Origin of the sequence: Streptomyces radiopugnans (assembly GCF_900110735.1) — a bacterium.
In the GTDB taxonomy this organism is placed as follows: Bacteria; Actinomycetota; Actinomycetes; order Streptomycetales; family Streptomycetaceae; genus Streptomyces; species Streptomyces radiopugnans.
The window spans coordinates 79304-94566 of record NZ_FOET01000008.1 but is presented as its reverse complement, the minus strand read 5'-3'; the positions used below and the strand labels follow the sequence as shown (position 1 = coordinate 94566).

Below are 15263 nucleotides of genomic sequence, written 5' to 3'. Positions count from 1 at the left end.
GCGCTCGTCCGCACCGGTGTGCGAACCCCGCGGCCCGCGGGGAAACCGGCAGGCCATCCCGCGGGCCACGGTGTGAGCCGAGATCGCCGGGCCGGATACGTTAAGGACGTGCAACCGGCCCCCTCCTCCCCGAAGCAGCCCTCGAACCCGCTGCGCAGGGCACGCGCCCTGTACCGCAACGTCCCCAAGCGGAAGCTCGCGTGGCTGCTGCTGAAGGACACCGTCAACTCCGCGATGGAGTACCGGATCCTGGGGCTGGCCGCCGAGGCGGCCTTCTTCACCCTGCTGTCGCTGCCGCCGCTGCTGCTGGGTCTGATCGGGCTGCTCGGCTACCTCGACGCCTGGATCGGCACCGACACCATCGACAGCGTCCGCGCCAACATCCTGAACGCCTCCGCCACCGTCCTGTCCGACCGGGGCGTCAGCCAGATCGCCGAACCGCTGATCGACGACGTGATCGAGGGCGGACGGCCCGACGTGATCTCCTTCGGCTTCGCGCTGGCGCTGTGGTCCGGCTCGCGCACGATGAACGTCTTCATAGACACCATCACCGTCATGTACGGCCTCGACGGCCACCGCGGCATCGTCGCCACCCGGCTGCTGGCCTTCGGGCTGTACCTGGTCGCGCTGCCGCTGGGCGCGGTCGCCCTGCCGCTGCTGATCGTCGGGCCGGACGCGGTGGTCGGCTGGGTGCCGCAACTGGAGCTGCTGGTCGAGGCCTTCTACTGGCCCGTGGTGGTGGTCGTCTCGATCGCCTTCCTCACCACGCTCTACCACGTCTCGGTACCGGTCCGCTCACCCTGGGTGGAGGACGTCCCCGGCGCGCTGGTCGCCCTGCTGATGTGGATCGCGGGCAGTTTCCTGCTGCGCCTGTACCTCACGCGGACGGTGGACGGGCCGTCGCTGTACGGGTCGCTGGCCGCGCCCGTGGCCGTGCTGCTGTGGATCGGCGTCTCGGCCTTCGCGGTCCTGGTGGGCGCGGCCGTCAACGCCGCCATCGACCATGTGTGGCCCTCGGTCACCACCGCCGCCGCCCGCCGTGCCAGCGAGCGGGCCCGCGAGCAGGCCGCCGCCGAGGTCGTCGCCGCGGCGGCGGCGCGGCGCGCGATGCGGGGGGCCGAGGGCGGCGGGGACGACGGGGAGCCCGTCGAACCGCCGGCGGAGTTCCCCGAGCGCTGGACGAAGTTCCTGCCGCCTTCCGACATACGCTCCCGGCTGCGCTCCCGCCGCCGCCAGGACTGACGGCGGGCCCGGGGCGCCGCGCGGCGCCCCGGGCCCGCCGTGCGTCAGCGGTCCCGAGTCGGGTCACCCCCTCTTGTGCGCACGGCTCCCCTTGCCGCTCCTCCTGCCGAGGGCCACCAGTGCCAGGCCGAGGAGGAAGACGATTCCTCCGGTGATCACATTGGTGAGGATCGTCCTGGCGGTGTCGACGTTGCCCGCCACCAGCCAGGGGGATATCACCGTCCAGGCACCGATCGCGCACACGGCCATGCTCAGGCCGTAGGCCCGCTCGAAGGCCACGGCGAGCGCCAGGCCGATCACGGCGAGCGCGATGCCGGTGACGAAGTTGTTGACGGTCAGCGAGTTGAACTGGCTGAACCCGACGATCCATGGCGAGGCCAGCAGGAAGACGCCGGCCAGCACGGTCAGCGCCTCCATTCCCTGCGCCGTCGGCGACGCCGAGGCCTCCGCGTAGCGTGCACGCATCCCTATGAGGTCAGGGTGTTCCTCGATGCGTGACGTCGGTGTGGCCATTTGAGCCACCTCCTCTGGGACACTTTCACCCTTGTGCTCTAATTTTCCACCAAATGACCCGTTGCGTCTCCCTGGGGGAGTGCCCGCGTTGCCCGCGGTCCGCGACGCCTCCGCCCGGAGCGGGAGGGGCCCGGGAAAACCGGTGGCGCGCGAGCCCTCCGGCGTCCTAGGGTCGGCGGCGCGAGGCCCGAGAGGCCCTGAAAAGGGTTGAGGACACGGCCCCGGAGAAGCCGTCGACGATTCGGGAACGGGAGGTGGGGTCCATGGCCGCCAACGCCGCCGCCGTGGGCGCAGCCCGCGGCAACGAGCCAGTCCGTTCCACCTCCGCGGCCTCCGGCTGACCACGTCCGGCCCGTCCTTCGGGCCACCGCGCCGGGGCCGCCCTTCCCGAAGGGCCATCCGCGTTGAGTCGTCTCGACGTATCCGCACACCACTCCGCACACCCGCTCGCCCGCTACGGCTGGGACGAGCACACCGCCGAGGCCTTCGCTCCGTACGGGCTCCGGGGCCTGACCCCCGCCCGCGTGGTCCGCGTGGACCGCGGGCGGTGCGACGCCGTGACCGCCGACGGCCACGTACGGGCCGACACCGCGCCCGTCACCTCCCCGGACCCGCTGCTCACCGTCTGCACCGGCGACTGGGCCGCCCTCGAACCCGACGGGCGCCGGACGCCGTGGACGGTCCGGGTCCTGCTGCCCCGCCGTACCGCCTTCGTACGCTCCACCTCCTCCAAGCGCTCCGAGGGGCAGGTGCTGGCCGCCAACGTCGACCACGCCGTCGTCGCCGTCTCGCTGGCCGTCCCGCTCGATCCCGGAAGGCTGGAGCGGTTCCTCGCACTGGCCTGGGAGAGCGGCGCCCGGCCGCTGGTCGTCCTCACCAAGACCGATCTGGCCCCGGACGCCGCCCACGCCGCCGCCGACGCCGAGGCCGCGGCGCCCGGCGTGACGGTGCTGTCCGTCAGCGCCGTCACCGGCGAGGGGCTGGACGTGCTCGCGGCCGTGCTCGGCGGCGGCACGGCCGTGGTGCTGGGGCAGTCCGGGGCGGGCAAGTCCACCCTGGTCAACGCGCTGATCGGGCAGGAGGTGCTGGAGGTGCGCGAGACCCGCGCGGGCGACGGCAAGGGCCGCCACACCACGGTCACCCGCGAGCTGTTCGCGCTGCCCGGCGGCGGGGTCGTCATCGACACCCCGGGGCTGCGCGGCGTCGGGCTGTGGGACGCCGGGGAGGGCGTCGGCCGGGCCTTCGCGGACATCGAGGAACTGGCGCGTGCCTGCCGCTTCCACGACTGCGCGCACACCACCGAGCCGGGCTGCGCCGTACTGGCCGCCGCCGAGGACGGCACCCTGCCGCCGCGCCGGCTGGACAGCTACCGCAAGCTGCTGCGCGAGAACCGGTACCTCGAGGCCCGCACCGACGCCCGGCTGCGGGCGGAGCTGCGGCGCGACTGGAAGCGCAAGCAGGCGCTGGGCCGCCATGCGGCGGAGCGCAAACGCGGCCCGCGCTGACCCGCACCGGACGGGCACGGGGGTGCGGGACGGGCACGGGACGGCGGTGCCGGTTGCTAACGTCGTCCCGTGCCCAACCGGAACGACGCCCCCGACCAGCCGTTCGGCCCCCGGCGGTTCCAGCTCGTCCTGCTGCGCCGGATGGCCGACTTCCAGCCGGAGCTGGTGCTCGACGCGCTGCGCGAACTGGGCGCCGACCGGGCCGAGATGCGCGAGGCCAACCGCCGCTGGCAGGCCGCCGGCCGCTCGCCGCGCTCCCGGGGCGCGGCGAGCCGGTACCGCTCGGCGCTCGGCGAACCGGAGGCGGACGAGCCGCGCCGCGTCGGCGACCTGGACTGCCGGGCGCTGCGCTGGCCGGTGCCGCTCTGGCCGGATCTGCGCCTGGAGGTGCTGACCGCGCCGGGCGGTGCGGTGTGGAACGAATGGCTGGTGCGCGCTCCGGGGGCACCCGGCCCCGAGCTGCGCACGGTGGAGGACCTGCTGCCGTGGACGTGCACGGTGGACGAGGTCGCCCGCGCCTTCGCGCCCGCCCGCCCGATGGAGGGCTCGGCGCCCACCCGGTGGCGGCTGGCCTTCACCGCCCCGGACCGCGCGGGGGAGCGGCACGGGGTGATCGCCGAGTTCACCTGGGGGCTGCTCCAGAGGCTTCCGGAGCACTGACGGCGCCGACGGCCGCGTACCGGCCGCCGTGCCCGGCGTCCGGGCGCCGCGTGCGACCCCGCCGGGGAGGCCCGTGCCCGTGCCGACGTCGTCCCGGCCTGCTGCTCCAGCGTCGGGCGGAAGGGTTTGCGCGCTCTCGCCGGGGGCGTGCGGCGGACCGCCGAGCGCCGTCAGGGCGTGCGGGCGCCGGAAGCACCGCACCCCGGCACGGAGCGGCGGCGGAACGACCCCGGCGCGGGCACGGGCGTCCGGCGGTCACGGCGCCGTCGTCGCGCTCCGGCCCGACAGGGCCAGGCGCAGCCCCGCCTCCACCAGGGCCCAGCCGACCCGGCGGCGTACCGCGCCGACCCTGCGAGGAGGCGGCGCCGTACGCCGGGCGGAGCGCGCCAGGCGCCGGTCGTCCGCCTCGCGCCGTAACGCGGCGGCGTGGTCCCGGGCGAGGCGGAGGCGGATCTCGGGGTGCGGAGGGTGCACGGATGCCTCCGGGGTTCGGGCCGGCACGGCCGGCGGATTCGGTCAGTCCTCGGCGCGGGGGAAGGAGTGCAGATGGACGCGGACGCGCTCGGCCCGCTCGTCGCCGGCGGCCTTCTCCCGGTAGCTCTCGACCAGTTCGTGGAGCCTGGTGTTGAGTTCGCCCGCCAGCTCGGGGGTGAGCCGCAGGGTGAAACTGCTGAGGTCGGATGCCTCGCGCCACTCCTCGGGCCAGTCCCGCATCGTGCCGAGCCAGGTGTTCAGATCGCGGGCGTGGCGGGTGGCGGTCTCGTGCATGAGAAGGGACAGCGCGCCCCGCACCTCGGGGTCGGGGTGCCGGTCGATCCCCCCGATGTCGTCCAGCCGCGTGCCCCGTTGCGTGGCCCGCCACCAGCGCTCACGCGCGGTGCCGCGCGCGGTGTCCTCCTCGACGAAATCGTGTGCGGCGAGCTGCCGCAGGTGGTAGCTGGTCGCCCCGCTGGACTCGTCGAGCCGGTCGGCCAGCCGGGACGCGGTGGCGGGGCCGTACTCGTGCAGGGCGTCGAGGATGCGGATGCGCAGGGGGTGGGCGAGAGCGCGCAGGGAGCGCGGGTCGAGCGAGCGGATGGGGCGCCGGGCGTCCGTCATACGGTGACCGTAGCAATGCAAAAGAACCTTTGCAACGCCTTCTTTGTAATGGTTCCTCCGGAAGGAGCGGGCGGACCGTCACCACCGCGTCCGATTTCCGCCAGTGGCGGCCCGCCGCGCGGCGCACACTGGATCGCGTGATGGACGACGAGGCCAGGTACGAGGCGGTCCGCAGCCGCGACGAGCGGTTCGACGGCGTGTTCTTCACCGGTGTGCTCACCACCGGCATCTACTGCCGCCCAAGCTGCCCGGCGGTCACCCCCAAACGGGGCAACGTGCGGTTCTTCCCCTCGGCCGCCGCCGCCCAGCGGGCGGGCCTGCGGGCCTGCCGCCGCTGCCGGCCCGACGCCGTGCCGGGTTCGGCCGAGTGGAACGCGCGGGCCGACCTCACCGGCCGTGCGATGCGGATGATCGCCGACGGGGTCGTGGACCGCGAGGGTGTCGAGGGGCTCGCCCGCAGGCTGGGCTACAGCGTCCGCCAGATACACCGCCGGCTCACCGCAGACCTCGGCGCCGGCCCCGTCGCCCTGGCCCGCGCCCAGCGGACGCACACCGCCAGGGTGCTGCTCCAGACCACCGCGCTGCCGGTCACCGAGATCGCCTTCGCCTCCGGCTTCACCAGCGTGCGGCAGTTCAACGACACGATCCGCGAGGCCCACGCCTGCACCCCGCGCGAACTGCGCGCCCGCGGCCGCGCCAGGGAGGCGGCCCGGGCGGCTGCCGAGGGCGGGGGAGTGGCGCTTCGGCTCGCCCACCGGGGCCCGTACGCCGCCGCCGAGATCTTCGGCTTCCTCCGGCGGCGGGCCGTCCCCGGCATCGAGGAGGTCACCGGGGAGGCCGGTGACCGCACCTACCGGCGCACCCTCACCCTGCCCCACGGCCACGGCGTCGCGGAGGTCCGCGAGAGGGCGGAGGGAACGGGCGGCGGCCCGGGCGGCTGGCTGCCGTGCCGGCTGCACCTGACCGACCTGCGGGACCTGACCACCGCCGTGCAGCGGATGCGGCGGCTGTTCGACCTGGACGCCGACCCGTACGCCGTCGCCGACCGCCTGGGCTGCGACCCGCTGATCGGGCCCCTGGTCCACCGGCTGCCGGGGCTGCGCTCGCCGGGTGCGTCCGACCCGCACGAGGCGGCGGTGCGCGCCGTGCTCGGCCAGCAGGTCACCGTGGGCGCGGCCCGTACGCTGACGGGCGTGCTCGTGGCGGCGTACGGCAAGCCGCTGCCCGCCCCCGACGGCTGTCTCACCCACCTCTTCCCCGATCCCGGGACCCTCGCCGGGGCGCCCCTGGACGAACTGCGGATGCCCGACTCCCGCCGCCGCGCGGTGCGCGCCGTCGCTGCCGCCCTCGCCGACGGCGCCCTCGTCCTCGATCCCGGCGCCGACCGGGACGAGGCCGAACGGGCCCTGCTGGCCCTGCCCGGCGTCGGCCCGTGGACGGCCGGCTACGTCCGGATGCGCGCACTGGGCGACCCCGACGTCTTCCTGTCCGGCGACGCGGGGGTGCGGCACGGGCTGGAGCGGATCGGGGCCCGCGCACGGGACGCCGAGCGCTGGCGGCCCTGGCGCTCCTACGCCCTGCACCACCTGTGGAACGCCACCCTCACCCCATCCGGAACCGAGACCGCGGAGAAGCGATGAGCACCCTCTACACCACCTGCCCCAGCCCGCTGGGCGAGCTGCTGATCGCCGGGCCCGAGCCCGGCGCACTGGCCTCGGTCAGCGTGCCCGGCCAGAAGGGCGGCGCCCGCGTGCTGCCCGGCTGGCGGCGCGACGACGCGGCCTTCGCCGACGTGGTGCGGCAGTTCGACGCCTACTTCGCCGGGGAGCTGAAGGAGTTCGACCTCGACCTGGCCACCACGGGGTCGGATTTCCGCGAGCGGGTCTGGGCCGCCCTGGAGCGCATCCCCTACGGCGCCACCGTCACCTACGGCGAACTGGCCGCCATGGCGGGCCTGGAGCCGCGCTCGGTGCGGGCCGTCGGGGGAGCGGTCGGCGCCAACCCGCTGACGGTGGTGCGCCCCTGCCACCGCGTCATCGGCGCGAGCGGATCGCTGACGGGGTACGCGGGCGGGCTGGAGCGCAAGAAGCTGCTGCTCACCCTCGAAGGGGTGCTGTGAGGGCGTCGTGAGGGCGCTGCGAGCCGCAGTGCCGCGGCCCTGCGTGCTGTGAGCCGCCGGTGAGCGCCGGTGAAACGGTACGGCCGCCGCGGTCGGTGGGCACCGACCGCGGCGGCCGCGGGGAGAACCGTGAGGATCAGCCGAACTGCTTCTCTATGGCGGCGAGTTTGGCCTCCAGCGAGTCCAGCCGGGGACTGGTCAGGCTCTCGTCGGAGCCGAACGGGTCCGCCGGGCGGGGCGGTTCCACCTTGCGCAGCCCGTCCGCGCCCAGCGCGCCGCCGCCGGCGTCGTCCGAGGCGGCCCGGAGCGCGGCGCGCGGCCGGGCCGGCTGCGGCGAGCCCGCGCTGACCTCCAGCTCCACCTGCTGTGCGTCGGCGCCGCGGCCCAGCCGGCTGATCGCCCGCAGCCGGGCCCGCTCCAGCTTCCGCTGCTCGCGCTTGCGGGCGCGCTCCTCCTCCTTGCGGCGGCGGTCCTCGCGGACCTCGTCGACCGCCTCGTCCAGCGTCCGCACGCCCTCCAGCAGCATCAGCGACCAGGCGGCGTAGGTCTCGCGCGGCGCGCGCAGCCAGCGCACCACCCGGATCTGCGGCAGCGGACGCGGCACCAGGCCCTGCTCGCGCAGGGCGGCGCGCCGGGTCTGCTTGAGCGCCCGGTCGAAGAGGATGGCCGCCGCGATCGACATGCCCGCGAAGAACTGCGGGGCGCCGGCGTGCTCGTCGCCGCGCGGGGCGTGCACCCAGTTGAACCACGCCGCGGCGCCCGCGAAGAGCCACACCAGCAGCCGTGAGCCGAGGGAGGCGTCACCGTGGCTGGCCTCGCGCACGGCGATGACGGCGGAGAACATCGCGGCGCCGTCCAGGCCGAAGGGGACCAGGAACTCCCAGCCCCCCGACAGTCCCAGGTTCTCCCGTCCGAAGCCGACCAGGCCGTGGAAGGAGAGCGCGGCGGCGACGCCGGCGCAGCAGAAGAGCAGGACGTAGGAGGCGATGGCGTAGACCGTCTCCTTGCGGCGGCGTCGCTCCTCCATCCGCTCCCAGGAGTCCGCGTTCTGGTCTTCCTCGGTCCTGTGGCGGCCTTTTCCACGGCCCATCAACATGACCGCGACCAGGGCGCCGACGAGCAGTACGGCACCCGCCAGCACCCAGTTCATCGATATGTCCGTCAGTCTCATCCGGGGGTGTCCCTTGCCTGGCGGCATGCCGTGAAGACGGCCCCGCCGTGCTCGCGTTGGCTTCGTTGACCCGCAGCATCCTGGCGGAAAAAAGATTGTGTGGCAGGCCCTTTGAGCCTGAAAACCGCCGATGGTGGCCAGAACGTGCGAACAGGAGTGTAGCGAGCCGCAATCACCGCCGATAACCGGTCAGACGATCGAACCTTCGGGGAAGTTCGTCCTGCCCGGCCGGCCCGGCCCGTTCGCCCCCGCTCAGCCCATGCGAAGGCCCCGCTCCGCCCCGGCCGGGGGCGGGCGGGCGGCGGATCAGGCGCGCGCCGCGCTCAGCCGCTCCACCCGGTCGGCGTCGCAGGTGCGCGGACAGGTGACGCAGGTGTCCTGCGGGCGCAGCGTGTAGAACATGCAGCAGCTCGCCCGGTCCCGGGTGGGGTACCTCTCGCCGTCCGGCCCGGACAGCTCCCGGAAGGCGGCGCCCCGCGGGAACGGGGCGACCGAGCCCGGCAGCAGCAGCTCAGCCTCGGCCATCGCGCGCCGCTCCTCGCCCAGCAGATGGCCGACGTACCACAGGCCCTCGGTGATCTCGTCCGTCGCCATGCCCCACAGCGCGCGCGGCCCGCGGCGCATCCGCGGCCCGAACGCCTCCAGGACGGGACCGAGGTGCTCGGCCACCGCCTCCCGCACGGCCGCGCGCAGCGCCTCCTCGCCGTGGACGACCCGGGCCCCGGGCAGGGCGGCGGCCGGATCGCCGGGCAGGCAGGAGAACTCCCCGGCGCGCACCGCCAGCCGGCCCGAGGCCCGGTCGTAGGCCACCGAGTCCACCGGGACGCGCGGCACCCGGCGGTGCAGGAACCAGGGAAGGGTCACCAGCAGGCAGGCCGACCAGGCGTAGCGGTGCAGACCGAAGCCGGCGACCACGTCGGGCCGGGCCTGCTTCCCGTAGTCGCGCCGCACCTGCTCGTCGTCCCAGGCCAGGAAGGCGTCCAGGACGGCGCCGCCCTCGGCCAGCTCCGCCGACCGCACCCAGCCGCCGCCGCGCGGCAGGTCGCCGGTCTCCCGCACCTCGGTGACCCGCAGACTGGGGAGGACCTCGGCCAGGCGGTCGTAGGCCGCGGCCAGCGGCGAAGGCGCGGTGGGCGCCTCGGGAGCGGGGGCGAGGGTGCACATGGCCATGCGGGTACCACCGAATCGACGGCTATAACAGGTAAGGCTTACCTTAGCTCACGCGATCGGTGCCGGGCAGCGCCCGCCCGTACGAGTGGCGCGCGTCACTCCGCCGAGTCCCCCGCCGGGGCCGGATCCGGCCCCGGGGACGGCTCCCCGCCCTCCTCCGCCAGCCGGTCGGCCAGCCAGCTCGGCACCCCGCCCAGCAGGCGGAACAGCCGCCGCGCCTCGGCCCGCAGCCGCTCCGCCTCCGGCTCCGGCTGGACGTCCGCCAGGGCCACCAGGGCCGGCGCCATGCCCACCAGGTAACCCAGCTCCTCGCGCAGCCGCAGCGACTCGGCGAAGCCGTGCCGCGCCTCGGCGAGCTCCCCGCCGCGCAGGGCCAGCCCGGCCAGGTGCCGCCAGGTGAAGGAGCACAGCAGCGCGTCCTCCTGGGCGGTGGCGGCGGCGTGCGCCCGGCGGTACGCCGCCCGCGCCGCCTGGGGACTGTCGCCGAAGTGCTCGGTCATCAGACCGCGCCGGAAGTCCAGCATCGCCCGCCGGGGGGAGTCGGGCGGCAGCAGCGCGGCGGCCCGCCCCAGCGCGGCACGCGCCTCGTCGGCCCGGTCGCGTACGGCCAGCACCGTCGCGGCGTAGGCCAGATGGCCGCGCTCGCAGGCGGCCGCGCCCCGCTCCTCGTCCGTCGCGGCCAGGGCCTCGGCCACCCGAAGCGCGTCCTCGGCGCGCTCCCAGCCGTCGGCGGTGAACATGCAGCGCTCCACCAGCAGCCCCGCCCGCCGCAGCGCGGCCCCGGCGTCCTCCCGCGCCACTCCCGGCTCCAGCAGGGCCGCCGCGTCCTCCCAGCAGCCGCGCGACCTCAGCCGCCACACCGCGTGGTCGAGCGGACCGCCCTCCGCATCCGCGCCCGACCCGGCGCCCGATCCCGCACCCTCCAGCCGTACCGAACGTGACATGGCGGTCTCCGCCACAGTGCCCTCCCCAACCAAGCGCGCCGTCGAGCCGGATGTGAGCGAATCCCAGCACGAACACCGGGGCCCCGCCAAGGGGTAAGTGTGAACGGTTTCACAATCTTGGTCAGCTCTTGACACGCCCCGGACGGCATGCTCGGCCGACTGCCGGAGTCATTCGTCCCACCAGCGGTCGTCCGGCTCGCGCCGGTTGGCGACGACCGCCGCGACCGGCGGGATGACCATGGCCACCAGGCACATCGCGATCGCCAGCGGGACCGACCACAGGCGCACGAAGGCCCACGCACCGACGAAGAGGGCCAGGCACAGGCCCATCAGCGCGAAGTAGCGGCGCCGCCTGCGGCCGTACACCCTTCCAGCGTAGGACGGGTCCCGCCGCGGGCGGGGCGGGAGCGGGCGGCCGGGCGGGTGGGCGGCGGGGGCCGGGCAGGGGCCTCAGCGCATGCGCAGGGCCAGGAAGAAGTCCACCTTGTCCTCCAGCCGGGACAGGTCGCGGCCGGTGAGCCGCTCGATGCGGCCCACCCGGTAGCGCAGGGTGTTGACGTGCAGATGGAGGTGGGCGGCGCAGCGCGTCCAGGAGCCGTCGGAGGCGAGGAACGCCTCCAGGGTGGGCACCAGCTCGGCGCGGTGGCGCCGGTCGTACTCGTACAGCGGGTCCAGCAGCCGGGCGGTGAAGGCGCGGCGCACGTCGTCGGGCACGAAGGGCAGCAGCAGGACGTGCGAGGCCAGCTCCTCGTGCCCGGCCGCGCAGACCCGCCCCGGCCGGGCGGCGGCCACGCGCCGGGCGTGGCGGGCCTCCTCCAGGGCCCCGCGCAGGCCCTCGGGGGAGTGGACGGCGGCGCTGACCCCCAGGGTCAGCCGTCCGCCGGGCCCGCCGAGGCCGTCCAGACCGCGCTCCAGCGGGGCCCGCAGGCAGTCGAGCAGAGCGGTGGCGGCGAACGCGCCCTCGGCCCCGGCGGGCGGCCCGGCGGCTTCCTCGCCGGCGGCCTTCTCCCCGGTCTTCTCCTCGGCGGTCTCCTGCCCGGGAGCCGCGGAGAGCGGGACGAGCGCGACGGCCTCCCCGCCGGCGGGCACCACCGCGACCCCGTCCGCCGTGTCCCTGCCGCCGTCCGGGCCCGCCAGCGCCTCCTCCAGCAGGGCCCCGGCGGCCCGGGCCCGCTCGTCCTCGGGCAGGCCCGGGCCGCCCTCCCAGTCCAGCCGTGCGACGACCACCTGCCACAGGGGCGCGGTCCCGGCCCCGGGCAGCAGCGCGGCGGCCGTCACCCGCAGCCGGGCGGCGACCTCGGCCGACGGCGCGCCGGCGCGGAGCAGCTCCAGCACCTCCCGGGCCAGGCGGCGCCCCACCGAGCGGGCGGCGTCCCGCCGTTCGCGCTCGGCCCAGACCAGCCGGGTGACGCCGTGCAGCAGGTCCAGCCGCTCGGCCGGCCACTCGTCCGCGTCGGCCTCCACCGCCAGCAGCCAGCCCGAAAGCGCCGACAGCACCGCCTCCCGGCGGTCGGTCCCCTCCGTACCGGCCGGCGGGCCGCCCACCGGGAACAGCGAGTACACCGTCTCGCCCGCCACGGCTCGGTGCGGGCCCGGGCGCCCCGCCCGTACCGCCGCCAGGTGCTCGCCCGCCAGGAGGGTGCGGACGGAGGCCGGCAGCCGGTCCGCGCCGGCCCCGGCGACCGGGCGGCCGGTGGGGGAGAGCACCCACGCCCGCAGGTCCAGGTCGGAGCCCAGCAGGTCCAGCACCACGTCCGGGCCGCCGCCCGCCGGGCCCGGGGACATCAGCCGCCGGTGCCGCTCCACCACGGCGGCCAGGTCGCCGGCCCGCTCGCCGGAGACCTGCCGCACCACGTGCTCGGTGACGGTGGCGAAGGCGACCTTCTCGTCCACCGAGAACAGCGGCATCCGGTGCCGCGCGCAGGCCGCCACCAGGTCCGCGGGCACCGGGCCCAACTCCGCCTCGCCCGCCGCCAGTGCGGCCACGCCCGCGGCGGCGAGGATGCGGACGAACGGCTCGGAGTCCTCGGGCCCGCGCCGCCAGGCCAGTCCCGTCAGGACCAGCTCGCCGCCCGACAGATATCGGCTCGGGTCGCGCAGGTCGGTGGTCATCACGCCCCGCACCGGCCGGTCGAGCCCCTCCTCGCCGCTCAGGAGCCGCAGCCCCAGGGAGGGGCTGTCCAGGAGTGCGCGCAACCGCATCGTCGTCGTCCGCCGATCTTTCCGTACCGCTCGTGCCGTACCGCTCGTGTGGGGCGCGCGTACGGCACCCCGGCCCCGACGGGCCTTCGTTCGAATCTACAAGAACCGGTCGTGGGCCGTACGGGTGCTTCGCGCCTCCGGTGACCGCACCGGCTGGGTGACGGGCCGGTGCGCCGCAGGCGCGCGGTGTAGTACGGGGGTAGCCGCCCGATCCCCCGCCGCCGCCCGCCCGGCACCGGATCCCGCCGCGGGCCGGCGGTGGGGGAGTCCCGCGACCGACCGAGAAGAGCCGACGCCATGGACTTCCCGTGCCCCGCCGACCGGGAGGCGGCGCTCGCCGCCGGCGCCGGGCGCCTGAGCGGCCCGTGAGCCCGGAGGACCCCGGCGAGCCCGGACGCCTTGGGAAGCCGGAACCCCCCGAGGACCCCCGGGAGGTCGGCCCCACGCCTTCCGGGGGGTCGCCCGTCGACCGCTGGTTCCACATCTCCCGCCGCGGCTCCACGGTCGCGCGGGAGGTGCGCGGCGGCGTCACCACCTTCATGGCGATGGCGTACATCCTGCTGCTCAACCCCGTGCTGCTGTCCGTCCCCGACCGCTACGGGAACCGGCTCGACCCCGCCGAGGTGATCACCGCGACCGCGCTGGCCGCGGCCGTCACCACCGTCGCCATGGGCCTGGTCGGCCGTGCTCCGCTGGCCCTGGCCGCCGGGCTGGGCGTCTCGGGCGTACTGGCCACCCAGGTCGCCCCCGAGGTGAGCTGGCCGCAGGCGATGGGGATGTGCGTGATCTACGGCTCGGTGATCATCCTGCTGGTGGTCACCGGGATGCGCGAGCGGATCATGAACGCGATCCCGACGGCGCTCAAGCACGCCATCACCATCGGCATCGGCCTGTTCATCGCGATGGTCGGCCTGGTCAACGCGGGCTTCGTGGGCCTGGGCGAGCCGGGCTCCCCGGTCACCCTCGGCCAGGGCGGCCGGCTGACCGGCTGGCCGGTGCTGGCCTTCTGCGTCACCCTGCTGCTGATCTTCATGCTGCTGGCCCGCGGGGTGCCCGGCGCCCTCCTCATCGGCATCGCCGCCGGCACCGCCGTCTCGATGGCCGCCACCGCCGCCCTCGGCATCGGCGGCGAGGAGTGGGGCGGCGCCGTTCCCGAGCTCCCCGAACGGCTGGTCTCCGCCCCCGACTTCGGCCTGCTGGGGAACGTGGAGATCGGCGGCCTGGCGGGCCTGGGCGTCACCGGCTTCACCATGATCGTCTTCACTCTGGTGCTGGCCGGGTTCTTCGACGCGATGGCCACCATCATCGCCGTCGGCCACGAGGCGGGGCTCACCGACGAGCAGGAGCGGATGCCGGGGCTGGGCCGGGCGCTGCTGGTGGACGGCGCGGGCGGGGTGGTCGGCGGAGTGGCGAGCGCGTCGGGCCAGACGGTGTTCATCGAGTCGGCCACGGGTGTGGGCGAGGGCGCCCGTACGGGGCTGTCCGCCGTCGTCACCGGGCTGCTGTTCGCGGCGGCGCTGCTGTTCACGCCGCTGGCGCTGATCGTGCCCGGTCAGGTGGCCTCCGCCGCGCTGGTCGTCATCGGCGCGATGATGATGCAGAACTCCCGGTACGTGGACTGGACCGACCGCACCACGGCGATCCCGGTCTTCCTCACCGTCGTCCTGATGCCCTTCACCTACTCCATCACCACCGGCATCGGCGCGGGCGTCATCGCCTACACCGCCGTGCGGGCGGCGGTGGGGCGCTGGCGTGAACCGGGGCTGCTGATGTGGCTGCTGACGGCGGTCTTCCTCGTCCACTTCGCGGTGGGCGGCACGGGGGCGGAGGGATGAGCCGGCCGGTGCCGGTGCCGGACCGGAGCATCCGGCTCGGCCCGGCACCGGCACAGAGGGGAGCGCGGTCAGTCCCGCCGCTCCTCCAGCATCTCGGCCCAGCCGCCCTGGACCATCGTCTGGAAGCGCCAGACACCGCCCCGGCGCACCAGGATGTCGGCATAGCGCGTGCGGTGCTCCTCACCGCCGGCCGCCGTCATCACCGAGTCGGTGAACACCACGGCGAGGCAGGGGGAGAGGAAGAACGGGGTGCGCGCCGACTCGAAGCGGACCTCCCCGTCCCCTCCGCCGCCCATCACCGCGTTCATCGTCCCGGTGTACCGCTGCCGGTCCCACTGGGCTGTCCGGCCGTCGCCGTCGGAGCCGTCGGTCACCAGGTTGAGCGGGAAGACGGCCATGTCGGCCATGTGCTCGATGTTCTCCGGGGTGGGCGAGGAGGCGAGTCCGTCGTAGGCGGCGAACCACTCCTCCAGGCTCCGCAGGTCCTCCTCGGTCGGGGTGTAGCCGGTCAGGGCCGCGGCGGTCTCGGTGTTCTGCAGCAAGGCTCTCCATTCATCAAACTTGACTAGTTGCAGAGGAGGGTGAGGAGGGTAATGCCCGGGTGTTTTGCTAGTCAAACTTGATTAGGAGATTCTCCGTGCACCCCGTGCGCCCGTGCATCTCACGCACCCCCGCGGGCCCCGTCCCCGCCGGCCGCCACCTCCCACCGGCTGCGGACCCTCCGCGCGCCGGGCACGGCACACGGGCCGGCGCGAGTGGGCAGCGGCCGGCGCGGGCATCCGTCCCTCCGATCGAGGCCCACTT

Annotated in this window: 15 protein-coding genes; 6 read left to right on the top strand and 9 right to left on the bottom strand. The window is 75.3% G+C overall.

The window, feature by feature from the left end; all coding sequences use genetic code 11:
* Window positions 1-108 precede the first annotated feature (108 nt).
* Entirely contained in the window at window positions 109-1242 is a 1134-nt protein-coding gene (locus BMY40_RS16195; RefSeq protein ID WP_177214028.1) for a YihY/virulence factor BrkB family protein, read from the top strand.
* A 63-nt stretch (window positions 1243-1305) separates the two neighbouring features.
* Here the strand turns inward: BMY40_RS16195 and BMY40_RS16190 are convergent, their stop codons facing one another.
* The gene (locus tag BMY40_RS16190; protein ID WP_245770134.1) at window positions 1306-1707 is read right to left on the bottom strand and encodes an SPW repeat protein; all 402 of its coding nucleotides are present in this window, start codon (window positions 1705-1707) and stop codon (window positions 1306-1308) included.
* Between the two features lie 452 nt (window positions 1708-2159).
* Here BMY40_RS16190 and rsgA point away from each other — a divergent pair, with 452 nt between their 5' ends.
* Window positions 2160-3260, top strand: coding sequence for a ribosome small subunit-dependent GTPase A (gene rsgA / locus BMY40_RS16185; protein ID WP_093660120.1), 1101 nt, complete (start codon window positions 2160-2162; stop codon window positions 3258-3260).
* A 69-nt stretch (window positions 3261-3329) separates the two neighbouring features.
* Window positions 3330-3920 carry a hypothetical protein gene (locus BMY40_RS16180; protein WP_093660118.1) on the top strand — a complete coding sequence of 197 codons (591 nt, stop codon included), beginning with the start codon at window positions 3330-3332 and terminating at the stop codon, window positions 3918-3920.
* 255 nt (window positions 3921-4175) lie between these two features.
* Here the strand turns inward: BMY40_RS16180 and BMY40_RS16175 are convergent, their stop codons facing one another.
* The gene (locus tag BMY40_RS16175; protein ID WP_093660116.1) at window positions 4176-4394 is read right to left on the bottom strand and encodes a hypothetical protein; all 219 of its coding nucleotides are present in this window, start codon (window positions 4392-4394) and stop codon (window positions 4176-4178) included.
* A gap of 42 nt (window positions 4395-4436) precedes the next feature.
* Window positions 4437-5018, bottom strand: coding sequence for a winged helix-turn-helix domain-containing protein (locus tag BMY40_RS16170; protein WP_093660114.1), 582 nt, complete (start codon window positions 5016-5018; stop codon window positions 4437-4439).
* A 140-nt stretch (window positions 5019-5158) separates the two neighbouring features.
* Here BMY40_RS16170 and BMY40_RS16165 point away from each other — a divergent pair, with 140 nt between their 5' ends.
* Window positions 5159-6658, top strand: coding sequence for an AlkA N-terminal domain-containing protein (locus tag BMY40_RS16165; RefSeq protein WP_093660112.1), 1500 nt, complete (start codon window positions 5159-5161; stop codon window positions 6656-6658).
* Window positions 6655-7137: a methylated-DNA--[protein]-cysteine S-methyltransferase gene (locus BMY40_RS16160; protein ID WP_093660110.1), complete on the top strand. Its 483-nt coding sequence runs from the start codon at window positions 6655-6657 to the stop codon at window positions 7135-7137. Before BMY40_RS16165 ends, BMY40_RS16160 begins: the two co-directional genes overlap by 4 nt.
* 136 nt (window positions 7138-7273) lie before the next feature.
* Here the strand turns inward: BMY40_RS16160 and BMY40_RS16155 are convergent, their stop codons facing one another.
* From BMY40_RS16155 to BMY40_RS16135, 5 genes are all read right to left on the bottom strand, one after another.
* On the bottom strand, window positions 7274-8308 hold the full coding sequence (locus BMY40_RS16155) for a DUF2637 domain-containing protein (protein WP_093660108.1): 1035 nt from the start codon (window positions 8306-8308) through the stop codon (window positions 7274-7276).
* 306 nt (window positions 8309-8614) lie between these two features.
* Window positions 8615-9472 carry a (2Fe-2S)-binding protein gene (locus BMY40_RS16150; RefSeq protein WP_093660338.1) on the bottom strand — a complete coding sequence of 286 codons (858 nt, stop codon included), beginning with the start codon at window positions 9470-9472 and terminating at the stop codon, window positions 8615-8617.
* A 101-nt stretch (window positions 9473-9573) separates the two neighbouring features.
* Window positions 9574-10422 carry a hypothetical protein gene (locus BMY40_RS16145; protein ID WP_093660336.1) on the bottom strand — a complete coding sequence of 283 codons (849 nt, stop codon included), beginning with the start codon at window positions 10420-10422 and terminating at the stop codon, window positions 9574-9576.
* A 168-nt stretch (window positions 10423-10590) separates the two neighbouring features.
* The gene (locus BMY40_RS16140; RefSeq protein WP_093660106.1) at window positions 10591-10788 is read right to left on the bottom strand and encodes a DUF3099 domain-containing protein; all 198 of its coding nucleotides are present in this window, start codon (window positions 10786-10788) and stop codon (window positions 10591-10593) included.
* An 84-nt stretch (window positions 10789-10872) separates the two neighbouring features.
* Window positions 10873-12624 carry a PucR family transcriptional regulator ligand-binding domain-containing protein gene (locus BMY40_RS16135; RefSeq protein WP_093660104.1) on the bottom strand — a complete coding sequence of 584 codons (1752 nt, stop codon included), beginning with the start codon at window positions 12622-12624 and terminating at the stop codon, window positions 10873-10875.
* A 365-nt stretch (window positions 12625-12989) separates the two neighbouring features.
* Between BMY40_RS16135 and BMY40_RS16130 the strand changes: the two genes are divergently transcribed.
* On the top strand, window positions 12990-14459 hold the full coding sequence (locus BMY40_RS16130; protein ID WP_093660102.1) for an NCS2 family permease: 1470 nt from the start codon (window positions 12990-12992) through the stop codon (window positions 14457-14459).
* Between the two features lie 68 nt (window positions 14460-14527).
* Here the strand turns inward: BMY40_RS16130 and BMY40_RS16125 are convergent, their stop codons facing one another.
* Window positions 14528-15001, bottom strand: a complete 474-nt coding sequence (locus tag BMY40_RS16125; RefSeq protein ID WP_245770133.1) for a nuclear transport factor 2 family protein — start codon at window positions 14999-15001, stop codon at window positions 14528-14530.
* Window positions 15002-15263 lie beyond the last annotated feature (262 nt).

Bases quoted from the DNA above. Each gene is read 5' to 3' on its own strand.
- BMY40_RS16135 (WP_093660104.1), bottom strand. From the start codon at position 12,624: ATGCGGTTGCGCGCACTCCTGGACAGCCCCTCCCTGGGGCTGCGGCTC.
- BMY40_RS16150 (WP_093660338.1), bottom strand. From the start codon at position 9,472: ATGTGCACCCTCGCCCCCGCTCCCGAGGCGCCCACCGCGCCTTCGCCG.
- BMY40_RS16145 (WP_093660336.1), bottom strand. From the start codon at position 10,422: ATGTCACGTTCGGTACGGCTGGAGGGTGCGGGATCGGGCGCCGGGTCG.
- BMY40_RS16160 (WP_093660110.1), top strand. From the start codon at position 6,655: ATGAGCACCCTCTACACCACCTGCCCCAGCCCGCTGGGCGAGCTGCTG.
- BMY40_RS16155 (WP_093660108.1), bottom strand. From the start codon at position 8,308: ATGAGACTGACGGACATATCGATGAACTGGGTGCTGGCGGGTGCCGTA.
- BMY40_RS16190 (WP_245770134.1), bottom strand. From the start codon at position 1,707: ATGCGTGCACGCTACGCGGAGGCCTCGGCGTCGCCGACGGCGCAGGGA.
- BMY40_RS16165 (WP_093660112.1), top strand. From the start codon at position 5,159: ATGGACGACGAGGCCAGGTACGAGGCGGTCCGCAGCCGCGACGAGCGG.
- BMY40_RS16170 (WP_093660114.1), bottom strand. From the start codon at position 5,018: ATGACGGACGCCCGGCGCCCCATCCGCTCGCTCGACCCGCGCTCCCTG.